The following is an 18,297-nucleotide window of genomic DNA, read 5'->3' as shown; positions in this document are numbered from 1 at the left end:
GTGCTCCTTAGTGCAGCCAAGGCGAATACACATACGCCAGGAAGTGCGCCACGATGGCGATGGCCACGAAGATGCGTGCGCCGTCGATGACGTGCTTGTGGATTTCTTCGGATTCCGCGATCGTCAGGCCCGTGGGCCAGACCTTTTTCGAATCGTCGACCATTAGATGACCCTCTCATTGCGCCGCGTAACGCACGCGGACGCGCTGTGACACTAGGCTCACGAAGTGCGGAGTAAATCGGGAATGACATGTGGGCGGGTCCGTCCCATCACGGACGCGGACGCTGCTGTCAGGAAATCCTGACCGGACCACGGCAGCCGGCGGAAGTAACAACTCGGCAACGTTGGCATAGATCGCGCGAACGCGTAGCGACAAGAATGCGATCGGCGGAGATACGCGCAACTGATCACCAGCGCGTACCGCGGAGCTGCCGTAACCGATCACCGTCGCTGCCCGGGGGTCGGTCAGCCAATTCGGCCCAGTGGAAGAAGGTGGCGCTGGCGTCGTCCCCGATGGAAACGGCTGTGGAGGCGCCACAACCTGGATATCACCGACGGCATGCATCGCGCGGTTCACCCGAGGCATGTCCGTCGATGTTCACCTGCGTGGGATCGTTGGTGCTGGTGCGAAGCGCCGTTCGACTTCGCTGCTCCGCAGCGCGGTTACGCCCGGCGCAGCCACTGGTTCTGCCGCCAGCGGCTGAGCGCCATCACGCCCAAATGGCCGAGCGGCTCGAACACCACGTGTTCGATCGGCACCGTGGCGGCGGCGCGCTTGAGCAGCGCACGGCGGCGGGGGCGGGGCACGTAGCGATCGAAGCTGCCGACGGCGAAGCGGCTGGCCGGATCGATCCGGTCGAGCCAATCGATCGGGTTGAGTCCGCGCAACGCGCGGGTGAAATCGGCGAGGGTGACGCCGCGCGCTTCGGCGTGACGGCGCACCTCGCGTGCCGCAGGGCTCTGCCAGATCATCAGGTCGCCGCGGTCGGCCGACGCGAAGCTCCACAGCGGCGTATTGTAGCGGCCGGCGAGCAGCGTCGCCGGCACCGATCCCATGCTCAGCCCGACCAGGACCGGAGGACGGCGGCGCTCGATCTGATCGGCCGCATCTTCGATCACCGAGCGGTTGGCGCGCGCGCACACCTCCGGATCGGCGGCGACCACTGCGGCCGGCAGCTCGTAGCACAGCCGCCATCGCCGCAGTCCGACGAGACCGAATTCGAGTGCGGTCCGAAAGGTGGTGCGCCATGGCAGGAAATAGATCGCTCCGTCCGCGTCGTTGCCGACGATCCGGCGGAATCCGTCGGCCCCTGCCATGGCGCGGTCCGTCAATAGGTGGTCGTGCCGTAGGTCGCGCCGCGCGACGACAGCAGACGGGACAGCGGGACGATCTGATACACGGCCGAGATGGCGACAAGGATGTACACGATCCGCGCCGCTGCCGACGAGGTTGCGGTTTCCTCAGCGCCGTTGCCGAGGAGAGCGGTGACCAGATCGAAATCGAACAGGCCGACGAGACCCCAGTTCAGTCCGCCGATGATGACCAGCAGAAGCGTCAGGGCGTTGATGATGCGCATGGCTTTCTCCATCTCTGAAGCCGATCCAACCCCGGCCTCTGAAGCCGATCCAACCCCGGCGTGATCGGCTCGTTCCTAAGCCGCCGCGCGCAGGCAGCGATCAGCAGAGCGCGGACGACAGAGATCGCGAAGGGCGCGGCGGCGCGCCGATCGGCCGATCGCTCGCGCAAGCCTCGCTTGCAGATCCGGATCGCGTCCGCGGCAGCGTCGTTCGCGACCGGCCGGGGAACGATGATCGCGACAGCCGATTATCAGCGTCAGGTGATGGAGGACGCGATGGACGCTGAGTCGCAGTTTCGCAACCAGCTTGGGGCAGCCGTGCTGGAGGTCTGGGGTGATCTGCCGCGCGATCTGCAGGAGGCGATCTTCGAGACCGCGGTGCGCGACGCGCCGGATCAGCGTGGCGAGCTCGCCAAGCTGCTGCACGAGCGCCACCCGCGCACCGAGCATCCGTCCGGTGCTTAGCGCACCGGAGCTCAACTCGGCGGTACTGATCGGATCGGGAGCGGTGCTGCGGCCTATTTCCTGATTTCGCGCAGCACGTCTTCGGGCGCGACGTCCTTGGTGACTTCAGGCAGTTCGTCCGCGATCTCGTGGTCGACCTCGAGCTTGTCGGCGATCGCCGTCACCAGCTTGATCAGCGTCGTCAGCTCGTGCTCGGCCAGCAGATTGATGTGCAGGTCGAGGTCGTCGCGCTTGTCGGTCGTGGCCATCGCGCGGTTCTGGCTGATCAGCACGAAGGTCGACAGAAAGATCGCCTCCACCGAGGCGGCCATCGCCAGCATCACGTAGGACGGATCGAAATGCGGCAGGCCCGGTACCGTGTTGACGACGATCCAGCTGCCGTAGATCGCCAGATGCAGATAAACGAACCGCATGCTGCCGGCGAAGGCGGTGATCGCGTTGGCGATCTTGTCCTGGACATCGATCGAGCTCGCTTCCTCCCGCCGCAGCCGGCGCAGCGCGGCGATGTTCCGACGCAGCGTCGAGCTGAGGTTGGCGGATGTCTCGTCGCGCGGGCGGTCGGGCTCGTCCACTCAAGCGCTCGGGCGGGTCACGGCCGCGTCGCCGGTCAAGAGCCGCTGGCCAGTGACAGCTGGCTGCGCGCCGAGCGGCGCGGCTTGGCCGATGGGGTGCTCTCCTTGAGCTCCGAGGTCGCGGTGCGGAGCGCAAAATAGGCGATGGTGGCGCGCAGGCCATCCTGCAGCGACACGTTCGGCCGCCAGCCGAGCGTTTCCAGCGCGGTGTCGATCGCCGGCTTCCGCCGCTTCGGATCGTCGACCGGCAACGGCTCGAATTGCAGCCCCGACTGCGAGCCGGTATGCGCCAGGATCTCGCGGGCGATGGCCTCGATGGTGACTTCGTGCGGGTTGCCCAGGTTGCACGGGCCGGTGACCGTGGCCGGACTCTCCATCAGCGATTCCAGGCCGCGCACCAGATCGGCGATGAAGCAGAAGCTGCGGGTCTGGGCGCCGCTGCCGTAGATGGTGATGGCTTCGCCCCGCAGCGCCTGAACGATGAAATTGGAGACGACACGGCCGTCGTTCTCCAGCATTCGCGGCCCGTAGGTGTTGAAGATCCGCGCCACCTTGATCTCGGTGCCGTAGAGCCGATGAAAATCGAACATCAGGGTTTCGGCCGCGCGCTTGCCTTCGTCGTAGCAGGCGCGGGGACCGGTGGCGTTGACGTGGCCGACGTAGGATTCCGGCTGCGGGTGCACCTCCGGATCGCCGTAGATTTCGCTGGTGGAGGCCTGCAGCACGCGCGCGCCCTTGGCGCGGGCGAGCTCCAGCACGTTGAGCGTGCCGAGCACGCAGGTCTTCATCGTGCCGATCGGATCGCGCTGGTAGTGTCGCGGCGAGGCCGGGCAGGCGAGGTTGAAGATGCGATCGATCTCGCCGGAGATCTCGATCGGTTCGCGGACATCGTGCTCGACGAAGGTGAAATTGGGATGGTTGAGCAGCGGCCGGACGTTGCGCATCGACCCTGTGAACAGGTTGTCGAGGCAGATCACCGTCTCGCCGCGCTGCAGCAGCGAGTCGCACAGATGCGATCCGATGAAGCCGGCGCCGCCGGTGACGACGATGCGGTGGTGGCGGCGGGTGCTGTGTCCGTTGCGATACTGGATGGTCATGGCGGCTCCATTCACTCCGCGGCTCGGATGGCGTAGCTGTCGGCGCCCTCGGCAGGCTCGGCGGCGGGCCGCCGTGGTGCCTGCCGGCGGCGCGCCGCGGCCTCGGCGTAGTAGGCCGCCAGCTGCCGGGCGCGATGGTCCGGGGTGTGCTCGGCGAGAATCCGCCGGCGCGCCCGATCTCCGATCGTCAGGCGCTGGTCGTCCGACATCTCGCGCAGCATGCCGATCACGTCACGCGGATCGGACGCGATCAGGATTTCGCTGTCCGGCTTGAACAGCGTCTCGATGCCGGGCCACGTGTCGGAGATCACTGGCACGCCGCAGGCCGCGGCTTCGAACAGCCGGACGCTCGGCGAATAGCCCAGCGCCCGCATGTCGGACCTGGTGACGTTGAGGGTGAAGCGCTGCGCGGCGTAGAACTCGGCATGGGCGCGCGGCGGCAGATGTTCGATGCGCTCGACATTGCCGGGCCAACGGATGCTCGCCGGATATTGCGCGCCCGCGACGATGAAGGAGTCTTCCGTGAGCGCCTTGGCCGGGGCGATCAGCAGGTCGTCGAGCAGCGGCTGCCGGTCGTCGCTATAGGTGCCGAGATAGCCGAGCGACCAGCGCGGCGGGCAGTGCTGCGGCCTGTACAGATCGAGATCGGCGCTGCAGTAGAGCTCCCGCGCCATCGGGCTGCCGTAGTCGCGCTCGATCGACGCCGGGATCGGTCCGCCGGAGAACGACAGATACAGATCGAGGCGCGGAATCATCGCGGCCGACAAATAGGGCAGGCCGCGATCGAGCCCGGCCAGCGTTACCGGCGTGTCGATGTCGTAGAACGCGGTGACGCCCTGCGCGGTCGCGGTGACCCAGTCGGCGATCGCGAGGCCGTCGGGCACGTAGGAGCCGACCACGACCAGATGCGCGTCGCGCACCAGCGCGGCGTATCTGCTCGGCAAATCGGGGAGCGTCTCGTAGAGTTCGACGGTCCAGTCGGCCGGATCGGCGAGATCCCGATGCTCGCGATACCAGGGAACGTCGCGCTCGAGAAAGGTGACGCGATGGCCCTGGCGCGCCAGTGCGGCGATCAGCGCGCGATAGGTGGTGGCGTGTCCGTTGCCCCACGACGAGGTGACCGATAGCCCGATGAATACGATGTTGAGCGTCATTCCGCCGCCTCGCTGCTCGCTGTCGCCGCCGGCCTGAACAGGCGGTCGAATTGCTGCGCCCGGTGGGCGTAAGTGTGATGCGCCAGGATGCGGCGGCGGGCCTGCTGTGCGATATCAGCGGCGCGTTCCGGCGACAGCTCTTGGAGGTGACGAACGACGTCGTCGGCGTCGGCAGCGACCAGCACCTCCCGGCCGGGTTCCAGAAACAGTTCGATGCCTTGCCACGCATCGGTGATCAGGCAGGCGCCGGCACCGACCGCCTCGAACACCCGGGTCGGCGGCGAGAAGCCGTAGCGCGCCATGCTGTCGCGATTGACGTTGAGGGTGGCGCGGCCGGAGCCGAAGAACGCGTTGTGGTCGCCGGTGCCGACGTGGCCGACGGCACGGACATTGGCGGGCATCGGCTTGGAGTCCCAACCCGAGCCGCCGAGCACGAAGCGTTTGTCGGGCAGCCGCGCGGCGACCTCGAGGAAAAACCGCTCGATCCGAGCTTCGCGGTCCGGCAGCCGGTTGGCGAGCAGGCCGAGATCGCAGGCGAACCGCGGATCAGACGGCGCCGCGAAGTGGCTGTCGGGGTCGAGCGCGTTATACAGCGGCACGCAATCGCGTGCGCCGATCGCCCGATAGGCGTTCACCACCGGATCGCCGCCGCCATAGGTCAGCACCAGATCGTAGCGCGGGATGGCGTCGCGCAGGTGATGCTGCGGATCGTGCTCGACGGCATCGAGCGTAGCGGGAGCGTCGACGTCCCAATACACCCGCATCGACGCGCTCGGCGCCTGCGGCAGCGCCGTTTCCAGCTCGGCGTCGAACACGCCGACGCCGCTGGCCTTGATCAACAGATCGGCGTTGCCTGCGGCTTCCGCCAGCGAGTGTTGCCAACCGTCGGGCGTGGCGGGATAGACGACGACGCGCGCGTAATCCGGGTCCGCAATGTCGCGGTTGGCCTGACGATCGAACGCGTCCGGCTCGTAGAACGTGATCTGATGGCCGAGCGCAGCGATCTGTTTCAGCATCCCCCGGTAGTAGGTCGCGGCGCCGTTCCAGTAGGACGACACCAGGCTGGAGCCGAAGAACGCGATTCTCATGAGGCGACCTCTTCGAGGCGGGGAGCAACGGATTGCGGGCGATGGATGCCGTCGACGATGCCGAGCAGCTCGGCGGCGCGGTGGCGGCACGAGTGCCTCTCGGCGATGCTGCGCAGGCCGATCGTCGTCAGCGAGACGACCAAGGCAGGATCGGATCGCAGGGCGCCGAGCGCCGCGGTCATCTCGGCGCCGGTCCGAACCCGCAGGTAACTGCCCTCGGGAAACAGCCCTTCGGCGTCGTCCCACGGCGCCGACACCAGCGGGATGCCGCAGGCGAGGGCTTCGAACACCCGGATGGTCGGGATGCCAGGAAGCGCGCGGGAATACGGCCCGCGCGGCACATGCACAGTCAGATGCGCGGTGGCGAAGGCCGCAGGCGCCCGGTGCGCGGGCAGCCAGCCGCGATAATCGATACCCGCCGACGCGATCGCGCGCAGCGCTTCCGGCGTGTAGCGGACGCCGTGGATGGCGGCGCGGATCTGCAGCGCGACCACCGGGCGGATCAAATACTCGTCGAGCTCGGCGGCGCGCTCGCCGTCACCCCAATTGCCGATCCACACCAGATCGTCGCGGCGCGCCGTCTCGGGCTGTGGCCGATACAGCGCGGTGTCGGCCGCCTCGTGCCAGGTGAAGGCGCGATCGGCCCAGCCGAGCCGGAGATAGATCTGGCGCAGCGCCTCGCCGAAGGCGAGCACGCCATCGAAGCCGGACAGATCGAACCGCGCCATTTCCTCGGGCGCGGTGACGGCGCGGTGATGGGTGTCGTGGAACAGCAGCACAAACCGGCCGCCGTGGCGTCGCCGCCGCCCGACTTGGGCAATCAGCTCCGGCGGATTCCATTCGTGTACGATCACGACGTCGGCGCCGTCCAGCGCCCGGTCGAGGTCGAGCGACGCATCGTAGCGGTGAACATCGACATCCGGAAACAGCGCGGCGACTTCCGCCACAGCCTGATGCCCGCCGTCCTGCAGCGCGTTGCCAAGGCTCCAGCCGTCCGCAGGTTCATACACCACGACCTGGTGGCCCGCGGCGGCCAGCTCGCGCGCGATGCCGCGCGTGAAGTGGGCGTTGCCGTTGTTCCAGCAGGAGCTGAAGGCGTGATAGAACAGCACGAATTTCATGCCGGCACCTTGATCGCATCGGTGGCGTGTGCGCGCGGCGCGACGTGAGCGCGGTACAGGTCCGCATAGGCCGCCGCCGTATGGGCCAGCGCGTAGTTCTGGGCGCGCATCCGTGCAGCGTCCTGCAGCGCGAGCCGTTGCGGCCGATCGCGGCACAGCTCGCCGAGCACGTGATGCAGCGCCGCCGCATCATTCGGTGCCACGAAGCGCGCCGCGCCGTCCCACAATTCGCGGAAGCTCGGGATGTCCGACAGCACCAGCGCACATCCGGCCGCAGCGGCTTCGAGGACGGCGAGCCCGAACGGTTCGTACAGCGCCGGGCTGACGAAGATGCCGGCGCGCTGCATCCGCGTCGTGAGGCCGGCGTGCGGCAGCACGCCCAGCCGGACCAGATTGTGCGCGGTCGGACGATCAGGCGATGCATCGGCCTCGCCGGCGACGCAGACCGGCCAGGGCAATCCCTCCGCGGCCTCGGACACCGCCGCCAGGTTCTTCGCCGCATCGCGCATCCGGCCGGCGGCGAGGATGAACTGCTGCTTGCCGGACTGCGGCTGCCGTACGGGCGCCACGCCGTTGTGGATCACCACGCCGCTGCCGACCGGCCGATAGATGCGGACGACCTCATCGCGGAAGGCGCGGGTCGGCGCAACCCACAGCCTGGCGCGATCGAGGCCCTGGCTCACCGCCTCGGTGTAACGCCGCCATTCGGGCTGCTGCAGCCAGCCGGTGTCGTCGCAGGCGTGGGCCCAGGAATTGACGCAGGAGTGCGCCACCACCAGCGTCGGCGCCGACCAGTCGTAGCGCGCTTCGCGAAAGCCGTTGAGATGGACGATGTCGGGGCAAATGCAGGCGTCGATATTGCCGAGCACCGCGCGGGCCCGAGGCTCGTCGTCGCCGGCGGGATCCTGCCATTCGAGATCGAGTCCGCTGTCGATCAGTTGGATGTGCGGGTGAGCGATCATGGTCCGCTGATCGGGGCGCGTCGGCGGGCCGATCGTCACCAGCAGAACGTCGATGTCGAGACGAGCCAGGGCGCTGGCGAGCGTCGCCGCATAGGTCCAGACGCCGCCGACGGTGTCGGTCGTCATCAAAACGCGAAGGCGGGCGGGGGCTTTCATCGGCCCACCTGCAATTCGAGGTCGGCCAGCGGCACCGGGCGCTGCTCCTGGACATCGCTGAAGCGATCGAACAGCGTCAGATAGTGCTGATGGGCGCGCTCCCAGGCTGTATCGTCCGGCACGCCCCACAATTTGCGATAGTCCGGCGAGCCCGGATACGGATACAGCGGCACCGGATCGTTGGCCCAGACGCCGGCGTCCTGCATCCGCCCGCGCCAGCGCTGCACCACCGGATCGTCGTCTTGCGACATCTCGATCAGATTGGCCTGCACGAACGGCACGTGCCGCCGCGCCTCGATCAGCCGGTCGGCGAGCTGATCTGTGGTCATCCGGCAGTTCTTCTCGAGCGCGGCGCGGCCCTCGGGCGTCAGGCTTTCGACGCCGGCTTCGATCGATACGCAGCCGGCGCGGCCGAGCAGCGCCAGCATCTGCGGCTTCCACAGATCGATCCGGGTCTGAACGCCGAACTTCAAGCCGCGCCCGACCAGGCCTTCGAGCAGCGGCTGGTTGGGCAGGAAGATCTCGTCGATGAAATACACGTATTCGACGCTCTGGCGCTGCAGCGCCTCGATCTCGTCGAGCATCACGCCGGGCGGGCGGCGGCGATAGGCGTCGCGGAAATTGTCCTTGGCGCAGAACGTGCAGTGATACGGACACCCGCGCGACGCCTCGACCTCGGCGCCGGGCCCGGTCGGCTCCGCATCGAAGCGATGGTGATGATGGTGGTGCCGGCGGATCATCTCGTCGGGCCAGGTCAGCGCCGGCAGATCGACGAAGCGCGCCGCCTGCGGTCCGCCATTGACCTTGATCCCGGCGCCGTCGCGGACGCACAGCCCGGCAAAATCGCGCTCGCCCGCCGCGAGCCTGGCGATCGTCTCCTCGCATTCGCCCATCGCCACGATGTCGACGCCGAGCTTGCGCAGCGCGGCGCGTGGCGTGGTCGAGCCGTGCGGGCCGACGGCCACCAGCAGCGGCGCAAGATCGCGGATCGCGGCGACCAATTGCTGCGGCACGCGCAGCTCCGGCGGCGCGCAGCGCCAGAACAGATAGGTGGGCGCGGTGGTGACGACGACGATGTCGGGCCTGAACGCGGCGAGCTCGGCGCGGATATCGCCGGCCTCCAACCCGAACATGTGCGCATCGAGCAGCAGAGTGGCGTGACCGGCCCGCTGCAGCAGCAGCTCGGACCAGCCGAGCTCCAGCGGCAGATGCGGCGCGCGGCATCCGAAATAGATACTGCCGTCGAACCGCCAATGCGGGTTGATCAGCGCCACCCGGCTCATGCGATCGCCTCGCGCTGGGGCGCTGCTGCGAACCGGCCCGAGAGCCAGTCGTGCAGCGACGCTAGACCTTCGGCCAGCGCGATGCGCGGCTGCCAGCCGAGCGCCGCGGTGAGGGCACTGGTATCCGTCACGTACCAGGGCTGATCGCCGGGTCGCCAATCGGCCAGCGCATGCTGCACCCGCCGACCGGTGAGCGACTCGATCGACGCGATCAGCTCGCGAAGGCTGACCGAGCGCGCCGGTCCGCCGCCGAGATTGAAGGCATGGCCGCTGACGCTGTCGATCCGCGACAGCGCGGCGAGCCACGCATCCACCGCGTCGGAGACGTGCAGCGCGTCGCGCACCTGATAGCCGTCGCCGAAGATGGTGAGCGGCGCGCCGCGTAACGCCGCGAGCATGAAGTGTGCGATCCAGCCCTGATCCTCGGTGCCGAACTGCCGCGGTCCGTAGATGCAGCTCATCCGCAGCACCGCCGTGCGCAGGCCGAACACCCGCGCGTAGTCGCGGACGTACTGATCCGCGGTGCCTTTCGAGCAGCCGTACGGGCTGTGGAAGTCGAGCGGGGTGTGCTCGCTGACACCGCTCGCCAGCGACGGCGATGCGGGGACGTAGCGCTGCCCTTCGCGGACCACCTCCGCATCGTCGATCAGGCGCCCATACACCTTGTTGGTCGAGGCGAACAACAGCGGCGCCTCCGGATTGTGCAGGCGAATGGCCTCGAGCACGTTCAAGGTGCCGCGGGCATTGATCTCGAAATCCGCCACCGGATCGGCAACGCTGTCGGTGACGGCGACCTGCGCGGCCAGATGCAGCACGCCGGCGACCTCGCGCACCGCCTCGATCAGCCGGATCGGATCGCGGACATCGGCGGTGACGATCTCGATGCGGCCGGAATGGCGCGCCTTCAGCCACTTCGCGTTTTCGACCACGCCGGCCCGCGCCAGGCTGTCGAGCGCCACCACCTTGCGGCCCTGGCTCGCCAGCCGGTCGGCGAGATTGCTGCCGATGAAGCCGCAGCCGCCGGTGATGAGAATCGGCCGGTTACGATCGGCGACCGTCATGCGACCAGTCCCCGGCGCAGCAATTCCTCGGTCGCCTGTTCGGCGCGATCCTCGGCGATCTGGTCGGCGAGGTAACCGGCCAGCTCGTCGAGTCCGTCTTCGAACGACACCTGCGGCGCGAAGCCGAGCCTGGCGCGGCTGGTCTCGATATCAGCGAAGCAATGGCGAATGTCGCCGGCGCGATACTTGCCGGTGATTTCGGCGCTGATCCTGGCGCGGCCCATCACCCGCGCCAGATCCTGCGCGATCGACAGGATGCTGCGCGGCTGTCCCGAGCCGATGTTGAACACCTCGCCCGCAAGCTCGCTGTCGAGCGCCAGCAGGCAGGCGCGTGCGACGTCGCGGACATGCACGAAGTCGCGGCGCTGCCGGCCGTCCTCGAACACCAAGGGCGGACGCTCGTTGAGCAGCCGCGCTGCGAAGATCGCCAGCACCCCGGTGTAGGGATTGGACAGCGCCTGCCGGGTGCCGAATACGTTGAAGAAACGCAATGCCAGCGTGGAGATGCCGTAGGCCTTGCCGGTGATCAGGCACATGCGCTCCTGCGCGTATTTGTTGAGCGCATAGATCGAGCTCAGCGTCGGCTGTTTGGTCTCGGGCGTCGGGATCGGTTCGAGCACTTCTCCGCCCGGGCCGCGCAATTCCCAATCACCGTTGCGAAGCTGGCTGACCGGCCGTTCGTCGGGAGATACGGATCGGCCGTCCGCGCTGCGGCACAGGCCTTCGCCGTAGATGCTCATCGAGGACGCGACCACCAGCTTGGCGACCGGGTGCTTGGACAAAGCCTCGAGCAGCACCGCCGTGCCGAGTTCGTTGGCGCGGACGTATGACGCGATGTCGTACATACTTTGCCCGACGCCGACCGCGGAGGCGAGGTGCAGCACCTTGTCGACTCCGCGCAGCGCGCGCTCCACGGCGACCGGGTCGGTGACATCGCCGACGATCAGCTCGGCACCGTCGGCGAGATAGGGCGGGCGCAGCCGGCCGTTGCCGTGGACCTGCGCATGCAGATTGTCCAGGACACGAACCTCGTAGCCGGCGTCGAGCAGCGCATCCGCTGCGTGCGAGCCGATGAACCCGGCGCCTCCCGTGATCAGCACACGTGCCATGTCCGGCGATACTCCAGCTGGTTGATAGTCGCAGCTCTTGGGGGAAGAGCCGGCGCGGCCGTCGATGCGATGGACGGCGATCCTAGTGACGGAGGAAAGCTGCTGCTGGGCCGAACGTTCCTATCAGTACGAGGAACGATCAGTTCCCTAACTTGGGTTAAGCGGACCGCGGAGAGTGCGGCTAAGCCATCGCCGATGTGAGGGGCTGCGGTTCTGCGCCGGCCGCGGGGCGCGCGGCGTAACGCTCGATCATGCTGGCGCAGAATTCGGCGAACCTCTCGGGCTCCCGCGGCGGGCTTGTATGGTGCGGCTCGACGCCGAGATGCTCGGGTGTGAAGCAGAAAGTGACGGTGACGTCGAACTCGGCCAGCGCATCCATCTGACGGTCGAACCAGTCGAGCGCACGGGGGCGGAAGCTGTCGGCCCAGGACAGCCCGGTCCGCAAGTGACGCACCCCGAGCCGCCGCATCCAGTTCACCGCCTGACCGAGGCGATGATCCTCGAAGTGGAACCACTGGCACAGGCCGATATTCGCCGCGTGCTGTTCGTAGCTTTCCAGCGCGCGCTTCGGCGTGCCGTCCTCGCGCAGCAGGCCCATGTGGAAGTGTCGGTAATAACTCGACCCCTCGGCCTCGCGGTGACGGGTGGTGGCCTCCCAGGCGGAGGGCAGGTCGTAGAGGCTGTACCAGTGAATGCGCGGCGCGCGTCCGCTCAGCAGTTCGGCGGTCCGCTGCATTCCCCAGGCCTGCACCTGCTCGGCGCCGAACGACGATACGCCGACCTCGGTCACCCAGACCGGAAGCGCGACCAGGGCCTGGATCTCGGCGAGCTTGGCGGGCCACTCGTCGATCTGCCACAGGTTCCAGTCGAGCGGAAAGCCGTGCACGGCGACGATGTCGACGTGCTCGAGCACGCCGCGCGCCTTCATGTTGGTGATGAACGACGGATCGATCGGCGAGATGCCGCCGAGAACCCGCGGCAGCGTCGGATGCACCGCGCGGATTGCTGTCCCGGTGAGAATCGCCAGCTCGGCGAACTTCTCCCACTCGGGATCGAGCTGCAGGTCCCAATGCGACTTGTTGTTGGGCTCGTTCCAGATCTTGGCAGCCTCGATCATGTCTGGCTCCTCCGCGCAGGATACACCGGTCCGTCCGGCTGCGGCCGCACCGTTCGTCGGCACAGAAACACTTCTTCCTCGGGATGGGCGGCGACGACGAAGCCGGCGCTGCGCAACATGGCTTCGACGCAGGCGCGATTGGGCGCCCACCAGTTGGTCGGATCGGCCGCGTAGCGATGCTCGATGAAATGCATCTTGGGATAGCCGGGACGCTCGAACTGTTCGACCGCCCAGAACTCGTAGTCCGGCTCGACCGGATCGACACGCATGCTGCCGCGCAGCATCGATTGAAACAGCAGCATGTCGCCGGCGACGTGCTCGTGGATCAGATCGAGCGCCAGCAGTGGATGGCGCAAATGATAGAACACCCCCATGAAGATCACGAGATCGAAGCGCTCGCCGAGCTGTCCGACGTCGTAGGCCGACATCTTGCGGAATTCGATGTCGAGCCCGCTGACGTCGGCGGCGAACGCCGCCTGCGCGAGGTACTCGTCGTCGGTGTCGAGGCCGAGGACCCGATCCGCGCCGCGACGCTTCATTTCCATGGCGTAGAAGCCGGCGTTGCAGCCGATGTCGAGCACCGTCTTGCCGCTGAGATCGTCGGGAATCGCAGCGGCGAACCGCCGCCACTTCACCCGCGGATAGTCGCCGAGAAAGTGAGACGGCGCGGTGGCGACGCCGTTGAGATCGAGGTTGTGAAACCACGGTCCGAGCTCGTCGACACGGCGCCGGATCTCTTCGGAGGTAAGGGCGGGACTCACGCGGGCGCTCCTGGACTGTGAATTGGCGGCGCCGCTACGTCACAGCGGCACTTGGCGGTTGATCTGCTCGATCAGGAAGCCGTCGTGACTGGTCGCCAGCGTGCTGATGCTGGCCGGCTCGACCGGGACGGCCGAGAAGTCATCGACCGACACGCCGGCATAGTGGAGCAGTGCGGCACGGATCGGTTCGGCATGGCTGACGATCGCCACGACGCTGTCGCTGCCGTCGCGGCGCAGCGTCTCGAGATGCTGCACCACGCGTCGCTGCAACTCGGCCATGCTTTCGCCCCGCGGCGGACGGGTGCTGCCGCGCCGGGCATTCCACTGCCGCCAGCGCGGATCGCTGTCCAGCTGCTCGAAGCTGGAGCCGGTCCAGTCGCCGACATCGAGTTCGTCGAACGCGGCGACGGTCCGCACCGGCAGGCGGAAATGCGCTGCGAGGAACAGCGCCGACTGCCGCGTCCGCAGCCGCGGCGACGACTCGATCAGATCCGGTGCGGGCGCCAGCACGGCGGCGCAGGCGCGCATCTGCGCCTGGCCGAGGTCGTCCAGCGCCACGCCCGACATCCGGCCGCACAGCCTGCCGAGCTGGCCGTGATGCCCGTGGCGAACCAGGTGCACCCGCTTCACCATCGCGGAGTCAAGCTTTGCCTTCGATGAAGTCGATCGTGGCGCGGCGCGCCTCGTCGTCGGTGAACTGCCGCGGCGGCGACTTCATGAAATAGCTCGACGGCCCGATCAGCGCGCCGCCGATGCCGCGGTCCATCGCCAGCTTGGCGCAGCGCACCGCGTCGATCACCACGCCGGCGGAGTTCGGCGAGTCCCAGACTTCGAGCTTGAGTTCGGCGCTGAGCGGAACGCCGCCGAAGGCGGTGCCTTCGAGCCGGATATAGGCGAGCTTGCGATCGGTCAGCCACGGCACGAAGTCGCTCGGCCCGACATGGACGTCGTCGGCATCGAGCGGCACCTCGAGCTGGCTGGTGACGGCCTGGGTCTTGGAGATCTTCTTGGAGGCGAGGCGCTCGCGCTCCAGCATGTTCTTGAAGTCGGTATTACCGCCGACATTGAGCTGATAGGTGCGATTGAGCTGGACGCCGCGATCGCGAAACAGATTGGCCAGCATGCGGTGGATGATGGTGGCGCCGACCTGGCTCTTGATGTCGTCGCCGACGATCGGCAGCCCGGCGCGTTCGAACCGGCTGCGCCATGCCGGATCGGACGCGATGAACACCGGGATGCAGTTGACGAAGGCGCAGCCGGCATCGAGCGCGCGCTCCGCGTACCACTCCGACGCGCGCTGCGCGCCGACGGGCAGATAGGAAACCAGAACATCGGTGCGCGATTTCATCAGCACGTCGACCACGTCGGCCTCGGGCTCGTCGGAGATCGGCACATCGTCGGTGGTGTAGCGGCCGACACCGTCGAGCGCGGGCCCGCGCGCGACGACCGCGCCGGTGGCCGGCACGGCGGCGAAGCGTTGGGTGTTGTTCGGCTTGATCCAGATCGCGTCGGCGACGTCGCGGCCGACCTTGCCGGCATGGATATCGAACGCCGAAGCGATCTCGATGTCGCTGACGTGGTAGCCGCCGAGATCCACGTTCATCAGGCCGGGCACCGGCTCGTTGGATTGTGCATCCCGATAGTACGACAGTCCTTGCACCAGGGCGCTCGCACAATTGCCGACGCCGACGAGCCCGACGCGGACTCGTCGACCATCTTGCAGACGTGAATGCATCGATGATCGCCCTCCAGGGTGTGGCGGCGCGGAACGCCGGCCGTAGCGCGAGGGGCGAACCGCGGAACAGCAGCGTGGTTCCTGGGGACGCCGGGCCGGAGAGGCAAGACATCAGAGATCTTAACTTGCGATAAGTCCGGCTCGGCCCGTGCGGCGGTTAAGAACCATCCTCGGCGGACGTCGTTGGTTCAAAGCCGGAGCGACTGAGGGCCGGACTCGAGCCGAGGACGATGGTGATGAGCGACAGCACGACCACGACCGACCACGATGCGATCCGACAATGGGCGGAGCGACGCCAGGGCCGACCGGCGACCGTGAAGGCCACCGAACAAGGCGATCACGCCGGCATCCTGCGGATCGACTTCGGGCCCCCGGACGAGGGGCTGGAGCCGATCGAATGGACCGAATTCTTCCGCAAGTTCGACGAGTCCAGGCTCGCATTCCTGCATCAGGACAAGACGGCCGAGGGCAAGATCAGCCGCTTCCACAAATTCGTGCGCCGATAGAAGGACACGATCGCCGGCAACCGCCGCTGCAACGACGTCACGAGTCCGGCGACGTCACGACAACGGCGTCGCGATTCGATCACCGCGGTCGGTCAAACAAGGCGCCAGAGCATCGGCGGCGCACTGCATCTGCGGCTCTCGCCGGAGATGCAGATAGTCCGGCGTGAATCCGGAGACACGGACCAGCGCGTTCCAGTTCGTGATCGTGATCGTCTTCGCGTGCCACTGCAGCCAGGAACTATGGCGCAGGTCCTGGATGATGCGGTTGGCGTGCACGGCCGAGATGCCGCAGGCCGCGGCGAGATCGGATTGCGTGAACGGGGAGGGGAAGCGGTAGTCGCGCGCGAGGCCGACGGCCTGCAGCCGCGTGGCGATCTCGCAGAGCAGATGCGTCACCCGGGTCAGCGAGTCGCGCGCGCCGAGATTGACCACCCAGTTGCGGAGCGTCGCGACGTCCGCGAGAGCCAGCATCGCCAGGGCGTTAGCCATCTGCCTGCTCTGCGCCGCGACGCTGCGAAAGAATTCGTGCGGCACGAGCGCCACCACGGCGGGGCCGAGTGAGTTCAGCGTCGCCTGCCGGCACGGCGCCAGTATGGTGTGCAGATCCGGCACGTCGCCCGGAATATGGATCGAGGTGATCAACGCATCGTTGCGGTCGCCCTGACGCCAGCACAGGAAGCCCTGCAACACCACGCAGCATTCGTCCGAATCTTCGTTCTGGTGCAGCACGGTCTCGTGCGGTTTCAGATGGCGGATCGTTGCGGGCATTGCAGTGAGGAGCTCGAGATCCTGCTCGGACAGCTCCGCGACACTGGCGAGACGATTGGCCAAGCTGGTGAATGCGAAGCCGGCTCGCATTGGCGATCCACTCTCACTGACGTTTCCAGTGGAGCAGAGTAGCGACGGAACGCAGCATCGTCTTTATCATAAGACACAAGGCGCCGAGTGCGGCGAACAACCGGGCCGCGGCGCATCGTGATCACGCCGTGTGGCCCGGATCGTCGTGCAGCGGCGTCTTCTTGGCGCGCTGCGGCGTCATCCGGTCTCGCTCGCGCTGGCTGCCATCGGTGGTCGAGCCGAGTTCTGCGCGGGCCCGATCGTCTTCGGTGAACGGCGGCTCGCGGCCGTTCGGCGGAACGTCGGCTGGAGTGGTGGTCGGCGTGCGGTTGGTCATGGGCCGGTCTCCGTCGTGAGCATGCAGCAAATCAGCGGCTGCTGATAGCCCTGATTGTGTGTGTTCTGTTCGATGTTGTCGCGCTGGCCGCGGGTCGCATCGACGTCGCGGACGCCGCTGTCGTCGCGCGGGGTCGAGGCCGGATCGGCGCCGGGGCCTTTCGGGCTGCGATTGTCGGGCGGAACGGGCGGTTGCTTGGTCATGGCTTGTCCTCCTCGGTGATGAACGCGAGGCGGTGGGCCCCGTTCCGATTGCCGCCGCTCGGCGCGATCTGCATGAGCCCGGGGAACGACGGTGGTCGCTCGCGCTTAAGGACGTCATGGAAGACGATAAACTCGACGCCAAGCGCACCGGCAACGAACCCGCCCCGATCTTGCTACTCGCGATCGCCGTGGTTCCACTGATCGCGATCGTGGCCTGGCTGATGGGCCTGTTCGGCTGACCGGAACGGCCGCGCCCGCCGGTGATGATCGGCCAGGGATGATCGAGAAGCTCGCCCGCGCTGCTGTCGGAGGGCTGCGAGGAACGGGCGGCTCCGCTCCCGGTTGTCCGCCAAACCATCGGAGCAGGCCATGACCGAACAACGTCCCTTCGCCGTCGTCACCGGAGCGTCCACCGGCATCGGCTATGAGCTCGCCAAATGCTGTGCGGAAGGCGGCTTCGATCTGCTGATCGCGGCGAACGAGCCGGAGATCGAAAAGGCCGCAGCCGAGTTGCGCGTCTCCGGCGTCGCGGTCGAGGCGGTCCAGGCCGACCTGTCCACCGAGCAAGGCGTCGACGAACTGCTCGGCGCGACCAAGGGACGGCCGGTCGATGCGCTGATCGCCAATGCCGGCCGCGGTCTCGGGCACGCGTTCCTCGACCAGAATCTCGAGGAAGCCCGCAATGTGATCGACACCAATGTCACCGGCACGGTGCTGCTGGTGCACCGAATCGGCAACGACATGCGTCGGCGCAACTCCGGTCGGATCCTGATCACCGGCTCGATCGCGGGTTTCACGCCGGGCAGCTTCCAGGCGATCTACAACGCCACCAAATCGTTTCTGAACTCGTTCTCCTTCGCGCTGCGCGACGAACTGAAGGACACCGCCATCACCGTGACCTGCCTGATGCCCGGCCCGACCGAGACCGACTTCTTCCGCCGCGCCGACATGCTGGACACGGCAGTCGGCGCCGCCGAGAAGGACGATGCCGGCGAAGTCGCGCGGATCGGCTTCGACGCGATGATGAGCGGCGAGGGCGACGTCGTCAGCGGATGGAAGAACAAGCTGCAGTCGGCGGCGGCCAATGTCATCCCATCCGGCGTGCTGGCGGGCCAGCATCGCAAGATGGCCGAGCCCGGCAGCGCCAAGCGCTGAG

At 67.5% G+C, this 18,297-nt stretch carries 23 protein-coding genes; 4 read left to right on the top strand and 19 right to left on the bottom strand.

Annotated features, from left to right (window positions below; genetic code table 11):
* Positions 1-7 precede the first annotated feature (7 nt).
* The 3 genes from pufB to DWA33_RS12315 all read right to left on the bottom strand — a co-directional run bounded on the left by pufB (position 8) and on the right by DWA33_RS12315 (position 1,577).
* Entirely contained in the window at positions 8-163 is a 156-nt protein-coding gene (gene pufB, locus DWA33_RS12325; RefSeq protein WP_011158557.1) for a light-harvesting antenna LH1, beta subunit, read from the bottom strand.
* A gap of 500 nt (positions 164-663) precedes the next feature.
* Positions 664-1,317, bottom strand: coding sequence for an alpha/beta fold hydrolase (locus DWA33_RS12320; RefSeq protein WP_114358384.1), 654 nt, complete (start codon positions 1,315-1,317; stop codon positions 664-666).
* An 11-nt stretch (positions 1,318-1,328) separates the two neighbouring features.
* Complete coding sequence (locus DWA33_RS12315) at positions 1,329-1,577, bottom strand: DUF378 domain-containing protein (RefSeq protein WP_114358453.1); 249 nt, start codon at positions 1,575-1,577, stop codon at positions 1,329-1,331.
* 60 nt (positions 1,578-1,637) lie between these two features.
* Between DWA33_RS12315 and DWA33_RS25705 the strand changes: the two genes are divergently transcribed.
* Positions 1,638-2,042: a hypothetical protein gene (locus tag DWA33_RS25705; RefSeq protein WP_430707891.1), complete on the top strand. Its 405-nt coding sequence runs from the start codon at positions 1,638-1,640 to the stop codon at positions 2,040-2,042.
* A 53-nt stretch (positions 2,043-2,095) separates the two neighbouring features.
* Here DWA33_RS25705 and DWA33_RS12305 read toward each other — a convergent pair whose 3' ends face one another.
* The 13 genes from DWA33_RS12305 to DWA33_RS12245 all read right to left on the bottom strand — a co-directional run bounded on the left by DWA33_RS12305 (position 2,096) and on the right by DWA33_RS12245 (position 15,258).
* On the bottom strand, positions 2,096-2,614 hold the full coding sequence (locus tag DWA33_RS12305) for a DUF1003 domain-containing protein (RefSeq protein ID WP_181902406.1): 519 nt from the start codon (positions 2,612-2,614) through the stop codon (positions 2,096-2,098).
* A 35-nt stretch (positions 2,615-2,649) separates the two neighbouring features.
* A complete protein-coding gene (locus DWA33_RS12300; protein WP_114358383.1) occupies positions 2,650-3,711 on the bottom strand; it encodes a UDP-glucuronic acid decarboxylase family protein in 1,062 nt (353 codons plus the stop codon).
* An 11-nt stretch (positions 3,712-3,722) separates the two neighbouring features.
* Positions 3,723-4,865 (bottom strand): CgeB family protein, encoded by a 1,143-nt coding sequence (locus tag DWA33_RS12295; RefSeq protein ID WP_114358382.1) that lies wholly within the window; start codon positions 4,863-4,865, stop codon positions 3,723-3,725.
* Positions 4,862-5,953, bottom strand: a complete 1,092-nt coding sequence (locus DWA33_RS12290) for a CgeB family protein (RefSeq protein WP_114358381.1) — start codon at positions 5,951-5,953, stop codon at positions 4,862-4,864. Before DWA33_RS12290 ends, DWA33_RS12295 begins: the two co-directional genes overlap by 4 nt.
* A complete protein-coding gene (locus tag DWA33_RS12285; protein WP_114358380.1) occupies positions 5,950-7,074 on the bottom strand; it encodes a CgeB family protein in 1,125 nt (374 codons plus the stop codon). The genes DWA33_RS12290 and DWA33_RS12285 overlap by 4 nt, the downstream gene beginning before the upstream one ends.
* Complete coding sequence (locus DWA33_RS12280; RefSeq protein ID WP_244601275.1) at positions 7,071-8,162, bottom strand: glycosyltransferase family 4 protein; 1,092 nt, start codon at positions 8,160-8,162, stop codon at positions 7,071-7,073. Before DWA33_RS12280 ends, DWA33_RS12285 begins: the two co-directional genes overlap by 4 nt.
* 26 nt (positions 8,163-8,188) lie before the next feature.
* The gene (locus DWA33_RS12275; RefSeq protein ID WP_114358378.1) at positions 8,189-9,475 is read right to left on the bottom strand and encodes a TIGR04295 family B12-binding domain-containing radical SAM protein; all 1,287 of its coding nucleotides are present in this window, start codon (positions 9,473-9,475) and stop codon (positions 8,189-8,191) included.
* Positions 9,472-10,536: an SDR family NAD(P)-dependent oxidoreductase gene (locus DWA33_RS12270; RefSeq protein ID WP_114358377.1), complete on the bottom strand. Its 1,065-nt coding sequence runs from the start codon at positions 10,534-10,536 to the stop codon at positions 9,472-9,474. Before DWA33_RS12270 ends, DWA33_RS12275 begins: the two co-directional genes overlap by 4 nt.
* The gene (locus tag DWA33_RS12265; RefSeq protein WP_114358376.1) at positions 10,533-11,645 is read right to left on the bottom strand and encodes an NAD-dependent epimerase/dehydratase family protein; all 1,113 of its coding nucleotides are present in this window, start codon (positions 11,643-11,645) and stop codon (positions 10,533-10,535) included. The genes DWA33_RS12270 and DWA33_RS12265 overlap by 4 nt, the downstream gene beginning before the upstream one ends.
* A 181-nt stretch (positions 11,646-11,826) precedes the next feature.
* Positions 11,827-12,762, bottom strand: a complete 936-nt coding sequence (locus DWA33_RS12260; RefSeq protein WP_114358375.1) for a glycoside hydrolase 5 family protein — start codon at positions 12,760-12,762, stop codon at positions 11,827-11,829.
* Entirely contained in the window at positions 12,759-13,523 is a 765-nt protein-coding gene (locus DWA33_RS12255; protein WP_114358374.1) for a TIGR04290 family methyltransferase, read from the bottom strand. Before DWA33_RS12255 ends, DWA33_RS12260 begins: the two co-directional genes overlap by 4 nt.
* Positions 13,524-13,562: 39 nt before the next feature.
* Positions 13,563-14,156: a histidine phosphatase family protein gene (locus tag DWA33_RS12250; RefSeq protein WP_114358373.1), complete on the bottom strand. Its 594-nt coding sequence runs from the start codon at positions 14,154-14,156 to the stop codon at positions 13,563-13,565.
* Between the two features lie 7 nt (positions 14,157-14,163).
* The gene (locus DWA33_RS12245; RefSeq protein WP_114358372.1) at positions 14,164-15,258 is read right to left on the bottom strand and encodes an inositol-3-phosphate synthase; all 1,095 of its coding nucleotides are present in this window, start codon (positions 15,256-15,258) and stop codon (positions 14,164-14,166) included.
* Between the two features lie 236 nt (positions 15,259-15,494).
* Here DWA33_RS12245 and DWA33_RS12240 point away from each other — a divergent pair, with 236 nt between their 5' ends.
* A complete protein-coding gene (locus DWA33_RS12240) occupies positions 15,495-15,764 on the top strand; it encodes a hypothetical protein (protein WP_114358371.1) in 270 nt (89 codons plus the stop codon).
* Between the two features lie 54 nt (positions 15,765-15,818).
* Here the strand turns inward: DWA33_RS12240 and DWA33_RS12235 are convergent, their stop codons facing one another.
* The 3 genes from DWA33_RS12235 to DWA33_RS12225 form a co-directional block, all read right to left on the bottom strand.
* Positions 15,819-16,622, bottom strand: coding sequence for a Crp/Fnr family transcriptional regulator (locus tag DWA33_RS12235; RefSeq protein WP_114358370.1), 804 nt, complete (start codon positions 16,620-16,622; stop codon positions 15,819-15,821).
* A gap of 121 nt (positions 16,623-16,743) precedes the next feature.
* Positions 16,744-16,938 carry a hypothetical protein gene (locus DWA33_RS12230; RefSeq protein ID WP_114358369.1) on the bottom strand — a complete coding sequence of 65 codons (195 nt, stop codon included), beginning with the start codon at positions 16,936-16,938 and terminating at the stop codon, positions 16,744-16,746.
* Entirely contained in the window at positions 16,935-17,141 is a 207-nt protein-coding gene (locus tag DWA33_RS12225; protein ID WP_114358368.1) for a hypothetical protein, read from the bottom strand. Before DWA33_RS12225 ends, DWA33_RS12230 begins: the two co-directional genes overlap by 4 nt.
* Before the next feature lie 116 nt (positions 17,142-17,257).
* On the opposite strand from DWA33_RS12225, the gene DWA33_RS25605 reads away from it, so the two are divergent.
* Positions 17,258-17,380 (top strand): hypothetical protein, encoded by a 123-nt coding sequence (locus DWA33_RS25605; protein ID WP_283808608.1) that lies wholly within the window; start codon positions 17,258-17,260, stop codon positions 17,378-17,380.
* Between the two features lie 130 nt (positions 17,381-17,510).
* Entirely contained in the window at positions 17,511-18,296 is a 786-nt protein-coding gene (locus DWA33_RS12220) for an SDR family NAD(P)-dependent oxidoreductase (RefSeq protein WP_114358367.1), read from the top strand.
* Position 18,297 lies beyond the last annotated feature (1 nt).

Source organism: Rhodopseudomonas pentothenatexigens, from assembly GCF_900218015.1.
In the GTDB taxonomy this organism is placed as follows: domain Bacteria; phylum Pseudomonadota; class Alphaproteobacteria; order Rhizobiales; family Xanthobacteraceae; genus Rhodopseudomonas; species Rhodopseudomonas pentothenatexigens.
Note: the sequence above shows the minus strand (reverse complement) of the source record. Positions and strands in the feature narration are given on the sequence as shown.